We start from the raw sequence: 13,076 nt of genomic DNA, 5'->3' as shown, positions 1-13,076 counted from the left end.
TAGGCCGTAGGGTGCAGCCTAGGAGGTCGTGACTTCGAGTGTATAGTCCTCGCCGGCCATGTTCAGCTCGGTGGTATCCACCACGAAATAGATGGTCCTGGCCTTCATGGTGGGGTTGGTGTAGCTGGCCTCGGGATTGCCGGTTTTGATCAGGTTCTGGAGCATCCCCTCCTCCATGACGCCCCATTTGTTAATGGTCCGGACCACGAACCAGCCTTCATGGAGCCCCCGCAGGCGCATGTGGATGGATCCATGGCTGGGTACTTCCACGCGATAAGCTTTCCAACCGGCAACGTCCGACACCTTATCCTTCACCTTCAACGGTCCTGGAGGCAGGGCCACCGCGGGCTGGACGGTGCCTGCGCGGCGGGCCTGGGTGCGGATTTTCGCGTCCAGGCCGGAGAAACCCATGCCCCGCGCGGGATCGGACAGCTGCGAGGCGGAGGGACCAGGAATGTTCGGCAGTTTGGATGCGTCCACTTCCTGGAAGTCGCTGGCGGCGGCGCCCAGCATCGGGAGCGCGAGGAGAAGCAATGGATGGCGCATGGGAACCTCCTTGTTCCTGATCCACTATGGGTGGCCAGCGTAGGCCCGCAAGGCTCCCTTTGCCAGGTTCCGGTACACTCGAAGCGAACCCCTTTCGAGGCCTACGTGAGCGACCCATCCCCGGAACAGGCAATGGATTTGGCCCAGCTGGAAAAGCCCATCCTGGAGCTGGAAGCGGAAATCCGGGCCCTTGAGATGGATCCGGCCCAGGCCGTGAAAAAGGAGAAGCTCGAAAAAAAGCTGAAAAAATTGAAAGGCGAGGCCTTTTCCAGTCTCACGGACTGGCAGCGGGCCCAGCTGGCCCGCCATCCCAAGCGCCCCTACACGCTGGACTACATCGAACGCATCTGCGACCGCTTCGATGAGATCCACGGGGACCGCAATTTCGGCGATGATGCGGCGATCGTGGGCGGCCTGGGCTGGATCGACGGGAACCCGGTCATGATCATCGGCCAGCAGAAGGGCCGGGACACCAAGCAGAAGATCCTGCGGAATTTCGGGATGCCCAGGCCCGAGGGCTACCGCAAGGCGCTGCGGTTCATGCATATGGCGGAAAAATTCCAGCGGCCCATCCTTTGCCTCATCGACACCCCGGGCGCCTACCCCGGCGTGGATGCCGAGGAGCGCGGGCAGGCGGAAGCCATCGCCCGGAACCTGCTTGAGATGGCCAAGCTGCGCGTGCCGGTGGTGGCGGTGGTCATCGGCGAAGGGGGCTCCGGCGGCGCGCTGGCACTTGGAGTGGCGGACCGGGTGTTCATGATGGAAAACGCCATTTATTCCGTCATCTCGCCGGAAGGCTGCGCGTCGATCCTCTGGAAAGACCCCGCCATGGCTCCGCAAGCCGCCAGCGCACTGAAGCTCACGGCTCCGGCCCTCCTGGAACTGGGCGTCATCGACGGCATCGTTCCGGAACCCCTCGGTGGCGCCCATGGCGACTGGGATGGCGCCGCCATGGCCCTCAAGGATGCCGTGGGCCAGGCCTTCGCGGAACTGTCGGAACTCGCGCCGGCCGACCTGGTGGAAGCCCGCTACCAAAAATTCGCTTCCATGGGCAGCGTGGGCTAGGCCATGCCAGGCACGCAGGCCAGTGCCTCCAGCGCCAAGCCCTGGCGTCTCCGCCGGGCCATTCCGCCGGGGCCGGAGCCCTGGACCCGGATGGCGCGGGAGTTGGGGATTGATACCAGGACCGCGCGCTTGGCCTGGCTCCGGGGCCTGGATCAACCGGAGGACCTGGCCTGGAGATTGGATCCGGCCTGGTCGCGCTGCACGGACCCCTACCTGCTTCCGGGCCTGGGGGAGGCGGTGGCGTGCGTCCGCCAGGCCACCGAGAAGGGCCTCTCCATCTGTGTCTACGGCGACTACGACGTAGACGGGGTGACGGCGACCGCGCTGCTGGTCCGCGTGCTGGAGAAGCTTGGCGCCAGGGTCAGCTCCTTCATCCCCAACCGGTTTTCCGATGGCTATGGCCTGCATCTGGATTGCATCCGCGAATTGAAGGAAACCCGGAATCCGGATCTCCTGATATCGGTGGATTGCGGCGTGCGAAGCGTGGAGGAAGTCCGGGCCAGCGCAGAGCTGGGCATGGACTGGATCATCACCGACCACCATTCGCTGGGCGCCGAGCTGCCGCCAGCCAAGGCCGTTGTCCATCCCCACCTCGGCGATTACCCCAACCGCGGCCTCGCCGGTGTCGGCGTGGCGTTCAAATTGGCCCAGGGCCTGTTGGATGCCGATTCCAGCAAAGGTGAAGACAGGACCTTCCTCGATGGCCTGCTGAAGCTGGTGGCCATCGGCACCATCGCCGACATGATGCCCTTGAAGGGGGAAAACGCCCTGCTGGTGCGCCGCGGGCTCGATGCTTTGCGCGGAGCCAACGGTCCGGGCCTCGCGGCCCTGCTCAAGGCCGCACGGATCGAAAACGGGAACGTGGTCCGGGCCCAGGACATCGCCTTCGGGGTGGCACCCCGCCTCAACGCGGTGGGCCGGATGGGGGGAGCCGAAGATGCGGTGCGGCTGCTGTTGACGAGGGATTCCGGGGAAGCCCAGACCCTTGCGGCGCGTGTCGAATCGCTGAATGCGGAGCGCCGACAGATCCAGCGGAGCCTCGCCATGAACCTATCGGCGCCCAACGGCGAGGATTTCGATCTCGTGGTCGAGCCATCGGCCCACAAGGGAGTCATCGGCATCGTGGCGGGCCAGCGCATGCGCGAAAGCGGACGCCCCACGGGCGTCTGCACGGTGCTGGACGGCGTGGCGCAATGTTCCCTGCGTGCGCCTGAAGGTTTCGACCTGGGCGAGCTGCTCCAGCTGGCCGAGCCGTTTTTGTTGAGCGGTGGCGGCCACCGGGCCGCGGCGGGCATGAGCTTCGATCTCGCCAAGCTGCCCTTCGTGCGCCAGAGTTTGCAGCGCGGTGCCTCCCAGCAGGCGCGGGGGTTGCGATCGCCCAGCGTTCCAGTAGACGGCCAGGGCCCGGAGCTGGTGCCCGCGCCATTGGAATTGGATCGCCTGGAACCCTTCGGGCAGGGGTTCCCGCCGGTCCTGACGGTGGTGCAGGGGGCCCTGCAGTCGGCGCCCCAGCCATTTGGCGATGGCCACGTGAAACTGCGGCTGGTGGGCCTTTCCGAACCGCTGACCTGGTTTTCCGGCGCCGAGCCGAGCCAGGGGCTAGTGAAGGGCGATCTCATCCGGATGGCCTGCGCCGTGCAGGACCAGCCCCGCTGGGGCCGGAGCTACCTGGTGGACGGATTCGTCGGCGACGAGGCAGGCTCATGAGTCCCCTGGCCTGGGCCTCCGCCAGGAACCCCGCGTGGACCGCCGCGGGGTGGCTGCTCATCGCCGGGACCATTGGCGCCTGCCTCATCTTCATCGGCCGGGGACCCAAGATCGTGGCGCCGAAGGACAGCGTGTTTCCCGGCGCTCCGAAGGGGATCCGCGGCACCATCACCGAGCAGTTGGACGGCGGCCGCTTCGTCCTTTCCTATCGCATCATCGAAGGACAGGAATCTGATCTCCGCCTGCAAGGCGTCACCGGCGCGCTGGAAGAGCCAGACGTGCGATGGGGCATGGAGTCACCGGCGGCCCAGCGGCAGGAGGGCCAGTGGACCCTCCAGGCGCCCATGGACCTGCAGGGCACTTCGCCCAGCGGGGACGTGCTCGGCCGCGGCCATGTGGCGGGCACCGGTCCGGCCCTGCGCTGGCAGAAGGGTGCCTGGGAAGGCCTGGCCCCGCTCCACTGGGAAACCCTGCAAGGCAGTGGAAAAGGGCGCTGGGCGCTCCCGGCGGGCTGGCGTCGCTCGAGCGATGGAAGGATGGAGGTGGATCGTGGTCCGGTGCTGTGGGAATCCCTCGAAGCGGGTTCTCTCCAGCGGATGGAGGCGGACAGCCTCTGGGCCAAGTCGGCTTTTCAGGAAGGGCAGTTCCGGAAGGTGAAGGCGGTGGTCCAGGGAGGCACCGTCCAGGCCGACATCGCCGAGTTGAAGGCCGAAGAATTCCGGTGGCCCGGACCTCTGACTTTTGAACGGGACGACGGCTGGAAAGGCGAGGCCGCCGGTGGTTTCGCTCCCAGGCCGAAACCCGGGGCGACCGTGGACCTCATCGAATTGAAGCAGTTCCAGGCCCATCGGGCGGTGCCTGGAGGGGAAGAACGCCTCAAGTCCAATGGGGTCCGCTGGACGAGGGCCGGCCTCCGGCTGGAAGGCAGCGTGGTCTGGGACCAACCATTGGATGGATCGCGGCTGGCGCTGAACTCCCCCCGCATCCTGTTCCGCCAGGGAGCAGGCGAAGATCTGCCCAAGGACCTGTTGGTGGGCGAGGCCCGGGCCGAGGGTTCAGCCCTCCTCACGTGGGGGCGCCGCAGCTTGAGCAGCCCGCGGGCCATGGTGCAGCGGGCCACGAACAAGTGGAGGCTGGAGGCTCCGGTGCATGGGCGCAGCGAGGAGGGCACCTTTTCCGCCGGCGCTGGCTCCGGCGATCCACAGCGCTGGGTGTTTGAAGGACCCGTGCTGGCGGATCTGTTCGGCGGGGGCAATCTGCGGGGCGCCAAATTTCTTTGGGAGGACTCGAAGAAGGGCGCCGCGCCAGCCTGGACGATCCAGGGACGGCCCGCCACCTGGACGCGTTTGAGGGAGCGGCTTACGGGCCTCCGGATCGTCCGGCAGGGGGAGCGGTTGCAGTTTCCGGAGGGCATCATGGGTTCTCTGGCCGCCAGCCAAGGTGATGTGACGATCAAGGCTGATCTCGGGGACTCGGATGCTGCCAAGGTGACTCTGTCCGGCCATGTGGAATGCCAGGGTCTGGGTTGGAGGCTCAGGGCGGATCGCATCCTGGTGACCCTTGGGCCGGGCCGGATCGTGAAGTCCGTGAAGGCGGATGGAGGCGTCCTGTTGCGGGGCCGCATGGGCGAGGGCCGGGGCGAAGCCTTGGATCTGGATATCAATTCCCAGATGGCGAGGTGGCAGGGGCGGGTCCGGCATAGGGGGGGGCTGAAACTGGGCGGGGCGACAGGGGGGGGCCGACCCCCCCCCCCCCCCCCCCCCCCCCCGCCCGGCCAGGCGGGCCCCCGCCCCCGGCGCCCCCCCCCCCCCCCCCCCGCCGCCCCGCGCGACCCCCCCCCCCCCCCCCCCGCCGCCCGCCCCCCCCCCCGCCCCCCCCCCCCCCCGCGCCTTTTCCCAGCGTCTTTCTGAGACCTTGAGCCATGGCCCAAATCTGCCTGGAGGCAAAAAACCTGAAAAAGACCTTCGGGGATCGCACCGTGGTCCGGGATGTGAGCCTTGCGGTGGCCCCGGGCGAGGTCGTCGGGTTGCTGGGCCCCAACGGCGCCGGGAAGACCACCACCTTCTACATGGTCGTCGGCGTGGAAGCGCCCGATCAGGGCCGGATTTTCTGGCAGGGCTCGGACATTACCCAGCAGCCCATGCACCGCCGGGCCCGCATGGGAATCGGCTACCTGCCCCAGGAATCCAGTGTCTTCCGGGGTCTCACGGTGTGGGAAAACCTCATGGCCCTCGGGGAGTTGCAGCCCATCCCACGACCTGATCAGATCGCACGATGTGAGCGTTTGTTGGCAGATTTTCACCTGGGCAAAGTCAGGAACACCTTGGGTATGAGTCTTTCCGGAGGGGAACGCCGCCGTTGCGAGCTGGCCCGGGCCCTGGTCACGGATCCCCAAATAATGTTGCTGGACGAGCCTTTTGCTGGTGTGGATCCCAAATCGGTCATGGAGATTCAAGGCCTAATTGATGATTTGAAAGCACGTGGCATTGGCGTGCTCATCACGGACCACAATGTCCGGGAGACCTTGCAGATCGCGGACCGGGCCTATATCTTGGCCGATGGGATGATCATGAAACAGGGGCTGCCTCAGGAGATCGCCGAAGACCCGGATATTCGACGGGTCTACCTCGGGGATCGGTTTAAGTTGGATTAGGATACAAAGCAACATGGCCCAAGGCCCCAATCTCACCCAGCGTCTTTCCCAAAGCCAAACCCTGGCTTTGACGCCGTCCATGCAGCTCAAGCTGAAGCTCTGGCAGATGAATCTCCAGGAGCTGAGCCAGACCGTGGAACGGGAGCTGGAGGAAAACCCCCTCCTGGAATTGGCCGAAGAGGGCGACGAAATCCCCACCTTGGAGGCCCTGGAGGAGGGCCACGACTCGGACGTGAGCCAGGATGCCCAGGACGCGGTGGCCCAGGAGGGCGTGGAGCTGACCGAGGGCGTGGACACGGTGGATCTCGGGCCCATGAACGAGATGCTCGATGCCATGAGCGAGATGAACCCGGAATCCAACCTGGAGGCCTTCACCGAGGAAGGCGTCGCCCAGGTCCAGGAAGTGGACATGGCCGCCGAGAACAGCTGGGATACGGATCTGCCCCGGACCAGCAGCCTCCCGGACGATGAGCGCACGTCCTGGGAGGACCGCCTCACCTCCAGCGAAACCCTGCGGGAGCACCTGGTCTCCCAATTGCACGAGACCCTCGATGAGGAAGATCCCCGCATTCCCCGGCTGGAACGGCTCATCGAGAATTTCCTGGATGCCAAAGGATTTCTCCGGATGGATCCCGATGAACCCGGAGAAGCCACACCCGAAGCCCTGGCGGCCGAGCTGGGCGTCACCGTCGAACAACTCCATGCCCTGCTGGAAATCCTCCAGGAATTCGATCCCAGCGGCGTGGGCTGCTTCACCGTGCAGCAATCCCTCCTGCTGCAACTCAGCCACGCGGGCGCCGAGCCCGACGATCTGGCCGTCCGCATCATCCGGAACCACACGGATCTGCTGGGCCAGAAGGACCACACCAAGCTGAAAAAAGTGCTCCAGTGCGATGACAAGGAGCTCGATGACGCCCTGGCGGTGCTGCGGCATCTGCATCCGGCCCCGGGACGGGCCTTCGACCCCGAGGGCGAGCGGGTGGTGAAGCCCGACATCGTGGTGCTCAAGGGTGATGACGGTGGCTGGAAGGTCTACCTGAATGACGAGGGACTGCCCCGCTTGCGCGTCAGCGGCGAGTACCGGAATTTCCTGGCATCTTCGGACGTGAAGGGCGACAAGGACTTCATCCGCGAGCGCTACCGCTCCGCCCGGGACTTCATCCGCGGCGTCGAGGACCGCAACCGCACGGTGCTGCGGGTCTCCCTGGCCATGGTGGAACTGCAGCGGGACTTCATGGAGAAGGGAGTGGAGGGCCTCAGGCCCATGGTGCTGCGGGATGTGGCCGAGGCGACCGGGTTCCATGAGAGCACCATCTCCCGAGTGGTGAAGGCCAAGACCATCCACACGCCCCAGGGCCTTTTCGACATGAACTATTTCTTCAGCGCTTCCCTGGGCTCGGATAGCGGAGCTGATGTCAGCGCCACGGTGGTGAAGCACCGGATCAAGGCCCTGGTCCAGGCCGAAGAGGCTTCGAGGCCCCTTTCCGATGAAACCCTGGCGAAGCTGCTCGCACAAGATGGCATCCAGGTGGCCCGGAGGACCGTGAACAAGTACCGTGAAGAACTCAAGATTCCACCCGCGTCACGAAGGCGCCAGAGGTAGATGGATTTATGCGGCAGGGTTTCAGGAATTACCGGGAGGCGGGACCGTCCCGCCCGTCCGAATGCGCGTCCCAGTTGTTTTTCCGGGCTCCGGCCCGCAGAAGGAGGGAACGATGAAGGTTCATTTCACCGGTCGCCATGTGGAAGTCACCGAGGCACTTCGGATTGGGTCCAAGGAGCGCCTGGACAAGTTGACGGCGTTTCTGGACGACGTCATCGATGTCCATGTCATCTTTTCCGTGGACAACCACCGCCATGCCGTCGAAGTGGCGCTCAAAACGCGCCACGACACCTTCGTGGCCTCCAGTGAATCTGCAGATATGTACAAGAGCCTGTCCGTGGCCATGGATAAGCTCGAGGCCCAGGCCCACAAACGGCATGATAAAAAAGTGACGGTGCTGCATGTGGGCAAACATGAGCTCCCCCTGGAGCCGCTCGAAGCGGCGGAATGATTTCGAAATTTGGCATCTGGAAAAGATTGAGCCGCGAAAGGCGCTAAAAAACGCGAAATCAAAAACAAATTTTGATTTCGCGTTTTTTAGCGCCTTTCGCGGTTCCCGGTTTTTTCCGTGGTGGGCAACACTGCGTGGTTCTCCAGGTCCAGGGCGGCTAAGCTGGAAGTTCACGGAGATCCTTGATGCCAGATCCAACCCACCTCTATGCTCCCAAGGACACCGCAGAGCCGACCCAGGTCTGTGAAAAGTGCAGGTGCAAATACACCATGGACCACTTCAACCATGGGATCGAGAACCAGGCTTCGGTCTGCCGCCGCTGCCTCCGGATCATGGGCTACCAGGTTTGAGCATGACCCTGCCTCTGGCCTCCGCCGGGATGGAACTCACCGCGGCCATCCTCGACAAGGTGGAGCGGGGGATCCGCCTGGATGAGGCCGAGGCTCTGCACATGTTGGATCATGCGGCGCTCGCGGACCTGGGCTTGGCCGCCACGGCAGCGCGGAATCGCAAGAACGGCGCCGGCAAAGTCAGCTACATCATCGACCGCAATGTCAATTACACCGATGTCTGCAATGTCTACTGCACGTTCTGCGCGTTCTACCATAAGCCGGGCGACGCGCGCGGCTACGTGCTGACCAAAGAACAACTCCGGCAGAAAGCGGAAGAGACCAAGGCCCTGGGCGGAACGGGCTTCCTGCTGCAGGGGGGGGTGAATCCCGATCTGCCTTGGAGCTATTACCTGGATCTGGTGCATTACCTCAAACACGACCTGGGCATTTGGGTCCATGGGTTCTCGCCCGTGGAGATCCAGATGATGGCGAAGCTCAGCGGACAATCCCTGCGAAAGACCATCGAGGACCTCAAGGATGCGGGCCTGGGCTCCATCCCCGGAGGCGGCGCGGAAGTATTGGTGGCACGCATCCGCAAGAAGATCGCCCCCCTCAAGGGCGGCCCGGAAAAGTGGCTGGAGGTGATGGAAGCCGCCCACGAGGCCGGCCTGAAAACCACCGCCACCATGATGTACGGCATCACCGAGACGTTGGCTGAACGCATCGAGCATTTCCGCGTCATCCGCGAACAGCAGGACCGGGCGCTGGCCAGGAACAATGGCGGCGGCTACACCGCCTTCGTGGCCTGGCCCTTCCAGAGCGGCCACACGGTCTGGGAAGGCAAGCTCGAAAAAACCACCGATGCCGAATACCTGCGCACCATCGCGGCAGCGCGCATCTACCTGGACAACGTCCCCCACATCCAATCCAGCTGGGTCACCATGGGCAAAAAGACCGGCCAGGTGGCCCTCCACTATGGGTGCGACGACATGGGCTCGCTGATGCTCGAAGAAAACGTGGTGAGCGCCGCGGGGACTTGCTACAGCGTGAACAGGGACGAGATGGTCCGCCTCATCCGCGACGCCGGTTTCGAGCCATGGCAGCGCGACAATATCTACGGACCCGTGAACTCCGCGCCTGCGGCGGTCTAGGCCGTGGAACCCGGCGCCAATTTCGGTTCCTACCGGCTCCTCGAACTCCTGGGCGAAGGAGGCATGGGCCAGGTCTGGAAGGCCCTGGATCTGCGCCTGGAACGCGTGGTGGCTCTGAAAGTCCTCAAGGAACTGGACGAAGCCAGCCGCAGAGGCCTCATCGCCGAGGCCAAGACCGCCTCGCAGCTCACGCATCCGAACATCGCGGTGGTATTCGACGCTGGCGAGGTGGCGGGGGCGCCCTTCATCGCCATGGAGTTCGTGGAGGGCCGGACCCTGGTCGAGCAGACCGGCCGCAGGTGGGACGAGTCCGATCTGCGGAACCTGGCGGTGCAGGCGGCCGAGGCGCTGGACCATGCCCATCAGAAAGGCATCGTCCATCGGGACATCAAACCCGCGAATCTGGTGCTGACGGCCGAAGGCCGGCTGGAAGTGCTGGATTTCGGCGTGTCCAAGCGCACCGTGCCGATTTCGGCCGGGGGTTCCGAAGTGACCCGGATGGAAGAAACCAATCCAGGGTTTTCTGCCGGCACACCTTCGTACATGAGCCCGGAGCAGGTCCGGGGAGAGGCAGTCGGACCGGCATCGGACCAGTTCAGCCTGGGCGTGGTGCTGCGCGAATTGGCCACGGGGAACCATCCGTTCCGGCAGGCGGGCCTTGTGGAGACCCTCCACGCCATCCTGAAAAACGAGCTGGAACCGCTGTCCAACCTGCGGCCGGACCTGGACCCCCAGTTGGCCTCGGCGTTGGACCGGCTGCTGGAAAAGAACCCTGTCCACCGGTTTCCGGGGCTGCGGTCCTTCGGTCTGCTCTTGGGCGGATTCTCCGGCCAGGGACCTGGAGCGATCGTATTGCCGGACGCGGTGACCCTCCGGAAAGTCTCTGCGAAAACGCCCGTGCTCCGGTCCCGCAAACCCTTTGTGAAGTGGGCCCTGTCGGGGGCTGCGCTGGCGCTTCTGGGGACCGGGGGCTGGGCCGCGTGGAGGTTCAAGGATGGCCTCCACCCGGCCCCCCCATCGGACAAGACTGTTGTCGCGGTTTTGCCGCTGGAATCCATGGGAGTTAACGCAGACCAGTCCTGGCTCGGCACGAGCCTCGTGGATGCCATGGCCACGGGCCTGTTGCGGCGCGGGGACCTGGTGGTGCTGGACCGTCTCTGGGTCGCGGACGCGATGGTGCGCCTGGGGGATGAACCGGGCCAGCCACCGAAGAATATCCAAAAACTTTTGAAGGAACTGAAGAGCGACATCCTGGTGCTGGGCAGGTATCAGGTCTCCGGGGACCAGGTCCGGGTGAGTGTAAGGCTGATGGATGGAACCCGCGGCCAGGTGAAGGATCAGTACTCGACCGAGGGCACCACCGGTGGCCTGCTGAAGCTGGAAGACGATCTGCAGGACCACCTGCCTGGCATGATGGGACTGCGGCCCGCCGGGACAGCCTTGAACGCCCATTCCCGGGCCAAGGACCCGCACACGCGGGAGCTCTACGCCCGGGCCCTGGACCTCTCGGCCAAGGGAAACAGGGCTGCCTTCGATGCGGCCCGCGAACTCTACCTGGAGGCAGCGAGGCAGGAGCCGGATTACGCGCCGGTTCATGCTGGCCTGGCCCATGCGTTGCAGGGCATCGCTGCTTCCCAGGGGCACCTGGGCAACGTCGTCCAGTCCCACGCGCACTTCCTCGAGGCTGAAAAGGAGGCCCGCCAAGCCATCCGCCTGGATCCCGGCCTTTCCTTCGCACACCGCGAACTGGCCGGGGCCCTCAATTTCCAGGGCCGCTACGCCGAGGCCAAGGAAGCAGCCTCCCATGCGGTGGCCTTGGACCCGGCGGACTACCTGGCCTATGTGACCTTGGGGGATGCCTGGGCCTACGAGGAAGGAGCCGAGGCCCACGCCATCGCGCGGCGCCACTACCGGCGTTCCATCGAACTCGCGCCAGATTACTGGATCCCCCTCTTCCGCAGCGCCGTGCTCATGCAGAACGACGGCGATCTCGAGGAGTCCATCCGCCAGGCCGATGCGGCTTCGGCGCTGCAACCGTCGGCGGAATACACCTACCTGACCGCCGGCGTCTCCTTGCTTTGGCTGGGCCGCCCAGGCGAAGCCAGGGCCCGGCTGGAACAGGGCCTTCAACAAGTGCCGAGCTCCAGGTTGCTGAAGGTGACCCTGGCGTTGGCGGCCCGCGATCTCCAAGACCAAAAGCTCTTTCAACGCTCCATCGTGGGTTTGCGTGGAGCCTGGCCTTCGGGCCACGTGATCTCCTGCCTGCTGGAGGGCTTGGGCAAGGAGATGGCAGGCGACAGGAAAGCGGCCAGGAGCCTTTTCATGGGCTACCTGGGAAAAGTGCAGTCGCCTGGGTATGCGCTTCCACCCTGGGAGCGGCGCAGCGCCTCGGTGAACCTGTATCACATGGGCCGGGTCTTGGCGCAGGCTGGCGACAGATCAGCAGCCCAGCAGCTGCTTGAAGAAGCGGACCGGCTGAACCACGGCAAAAAGGCCGTCGCGGGTAGGGATCCGGCCTTCAGGTGAAGGGGATGGCAAAGTCTCAAGTCCCAAGTCTCAAGTCGAGAGTCAAGAGTCGAGAGCCGAGGGACCCAAGTCCTGATCATGTGCACGGTTTTTTTCTTTGTGGTTCCCGTTCACCACGCCGCTTACCACATGGCCGGTGGGACCCACCTGGGCCGCGGTGTCGCAGTAGCGGGTCTGGTCGTCGAAGAAGAAATCCGGCTCGAATTCCCGCAGGAAATCCGCCTTTTCCAGCCCACCCAGGAACATGGCCTCATCGAGGTTGACGTTCCATTGCATGAGGGTCCGGATGGCCCGTTCATGGGCCGGTGCGCTTCGCGCGGTGACCAGCGCGGTGCGGATGCGCATGGGGATCCTGTTCAGGCGGCTGTCGTCGTCGGCGGCGGATTGGAGGCGCTGAAGGGCCTCCAGCAGAGGCTTGAAGGGGCCCGGAGGAAGGGGATCGCCCGCGTGTTCCGTTTCGTGGCGCTGGAAGGCGTCCATGCCCTCCGCCTGGTACACCTGTTCCGCCTCGTCGCTGAAGAGCACCGCGTCGCCATCGAAGGCGATGCGCACTTCGGTGGGATGTCTCTCGGCGGTCATGGCGCTGTTCGCATAGACCCGGGCCGCCGGGAACCCCGCATTAAGCGCCGCGCGCACATCGGATTCGAGCGCCGAAAGAAAAAGACTGGCCCCCAACGGCTTCAGGTACTGGAAGGGACTGCGCCCCCGCGTGAACACGCCACGCTCCAGAGGCAACCCTGAAGCTTGGGCGCTCCGGAAGACCCGCAGGCCGCTCACGGGATCGTTGCGGGAAAGGATCACCACCTCCACGAGCTTTTCCCGGTCGGTGTTGAAGGACATGAGTTTCTTCACCAACGGGAAGGCGACGCCGGGGCGGGCCGGCTGCTCCAGCCGATCCAGCTGGAGGCTCATGTAGGCCCGATCGTCCGCTTCCTCGAAGACCTTGTTCTCCTCTTCGAAGTCGAAGAGCGCCCGGGAGGAAATGGCGACGACCAACTGGCCTTCAAGGGTTTTGGGCATGCTCCAGCTTGCTTCGTTCCTG

At 64.8% G+C, this 13,076-nt stretch carries 11 protein-coding genes; 9 read left to right on the top strand and 2 right to left on the bottom strand.

Features of this window, described 5'->3' with window-relative positions; translation table 11 throughout:
• Positions 1-18: 18 nt before the first annotated feature.
• On the bottom strand, positions 19-546 hold the full coding sequence (locus tag IPQ13_02465; protein ID MBL0209766.1) for a hypothetical protein: 528 nt from the start codon (positions 544-546) through the stop codon (positions 19-21).
• A gap of 132 nt (positions 547-678) precedes the next feature.
• On the opposite strand from IPQ13_02465, the gene IPQ13_02460 reads away from it, so the two are divergent.
• The 9 genes from IPQ13_02460 to IPQ13_02420 all read left to right on the top strand — a co-directional run bounded on the left by IPQ13_02460 (position 679) and on the right by IPQ13_02420 (position 12,034).
• Positions 679-1,611, top strand: coding sequence for an acetyl-CoA carboxylase carboxyltransferase subunit alpha (locus IPQ13_02460; GenBank protein ID MBL0209765.1), 933 nt, complete (start codon positions 679-681; stop codon positions 1,609-1,611).
• A 3-nt stretch (positions 1,612-1,614) separates the two neighbouring features.
• Positions 1,615-3,318: a DHH family phosphoesterase gene (locus tag IPQ13_02455; protein ID MBL0209764.1), complete on the top strand. Its 1,704-nt coding sequence runs from the start codon at positions 1,615-1,617 to the stop codon at positions 3,316-3,318.
• Entirely contained in the window at positions 3,315-5,228 is a 1,914-nt protein-coding gene (locus tag IPQ13_02450) for a hypothetical protein (GenBank protein MBL0209763.1), read from the top strand. The genes IPQ13_02455 and IPQ13_02450 overlap by 4 nt, the downstream gene beginning before the upstream one ends.
• A gap of 11 nt (positions 5,229-5,239) precedes the next feature.
• The gene (gene lptB, locus IPQ13_02445; protein ID MBL0209762.1) at positions 5,240-5,971 is read left to right on the top strand and encodes an LPS export ABC transporter ATP-binding protein; all 732 of its coding nucleotides are present in this window, start codon (positions 5,240-5,242) and stop codon (positions 5,969-5,971) included.
• Between the two features lie 13 nt (positions 5,972-5,984).
• Positions 5,985-7,574, top strand: a complete 1,590-nt coding sequence (gene rpoN / locus IPQ13_02440) for an RNA polymerase factor sigma-54 (GenBank protein MBL0209761.1) — start codon at positions 5,985-5,987, stop codon at positions 7,572-7,574.
• Between the two features lie 112 nt (positions 7,575-7,686).
• Complete coding sequence (gene raiA / locus IPQ13_02435) at positions 7,687-8,025, top strand: ribosome-associated translation inhibitor RaiA (protein ID MBL0209760.1); 339 nt, start codon at positions 7,687-7,689, stop codon at positions 8,023-8,025.
• Positions 8,026-8,210: 185 nt separating this feature from the next.
• Complete coding sequence (locus IPQ13_02430) at positions 8,211-8,375, top strand: hypothetical protein (protein MBL0209759.1); 165 nt, start codon at positions 8,211-8,213, stop codon at positions 8,373-8,375.
• A gap of 29 nt (positions 8,376-8,404) precedes the next feature.
• On the top strand, positions 8,405-9,508 hold the full coding sequence (locus IPQ13_02425; protein MBL0209758.1) for a CofH family radical SAM protein: 1,104 nt from the start codon (positions 8,405-8,407) through the stop codon (positions 9,506-9,508).
• A 3-nt stretch (positions 9,509-9,511) separates the two neighbouring features.
• Positions 9,512-12,034, top strand: a complete 2,523-nt coding sequence (locus IPQ13_02420) for a protein kinase (GenBank protein MBL0209757.1) — start codon at positions 9,512-9,514, stop codon at positions 12,032-12,034.
• Between the two features lie 42 nt (positions 12,035-12,076).
• On the opposite strand, the gene IPQ13_02415 is transcribed toward IPQ13_02420, so the two are convergent.
• Positions 12,077-13,054: a 5'-nucleotidase gene (locus tag IPQ13_02415; protein MBL0209756.1), complete on the bottom strand. Its 978-nt coding sequence runs from the start codon at positions 13,052-13,054 to the stop codon at positions 12,077-12,079.
• Positions 13,055-13,076: the final 22 nt, after the last annotated feature.

Source organism: Holophagaceae bacterium (assembly GCA_016720465.1).
GTDB lineage: Bacteria > Acidobacteriota > Holophagae > Holophagales > Holophagaceae > JANXPB01.
This window is presented reverse-complemented; position numbering and strand designations above follow the sequence as displayed.

Excerpts from the sequence above, each read along its gene's own strand:
- IPQ13_02465 (MBL0209766.1), bottom strand. The coding sequence starts at position 546 with ATGCGCCATCCATTGCTTCTCCTCGCGCTCCCGATGCTGGGCGCCGCC.
- IPQ13_02460 (MBL0209765.1), top strand. The coding sequence starts at position 679 with ATGGATTTGGCCCAGCTGGAAAAGCCCATCCTGGAGCTGGAAGCGGAA.
- IPQ13_02455 (MBL0209764.1), top strand. The coding sequence starts at position 1,615 with ATGCCAGGCACGCAGGCCAGTGCCTCCAGCGCCAAGCCCTGGCGTCTC.
- IPQ13_02450 (MBL0209763.1), top strand. The coding sequence starts at position 3,315 with ATGAGTCCCCTGGCCTGGGCCTCCGCCAGGAACCCCGCGTGGACCGCC.
- lptB (MBL0209762.1), top strand. The coding sequence starts at position 5,240 with ATGGCCCAAATCTGCCTGGAGGCAAAAAACCTGAAAAAGACCTTCGGG.
- rpoN (MBL0209761.1), top strand. The coding sequence starts at position 5,985 with ATGGCCCAAGGCCCCAATCTCACCCAGCGTCTTTCCCAAAGCCAAACC.
- raiA (MBL0209760.1), top strand. The coding sequence starts at position 7,687 with ATGAAGGTTCATTTCACCGGTCGCCATGTGGAAGTCACCGAGGCACTT.
- IPQ13_02430 (MBL0209759.1), top strand. The coding sequence starts at position 8,211 with ATGCCAGATCCAACCCACCTCTATGCTCCCAAGGACACCGCAGAGCCG.
- IPQ13_02425 (MBL0209758.1), top strand. The coding sequence starts at position 8,405 with ATGGAACTCACCGCGGCCATCCTCGACAAGGTGGAGCGGGGGATCCGC.
- IPQ13_02415 (MBL0209756.1), bottom strand. The coding sequence starts at position 13,054 with ATGCCCAAAACCCTTGAAGGCCAGTTGGTCGTCGCCATTTCCTCCCGG.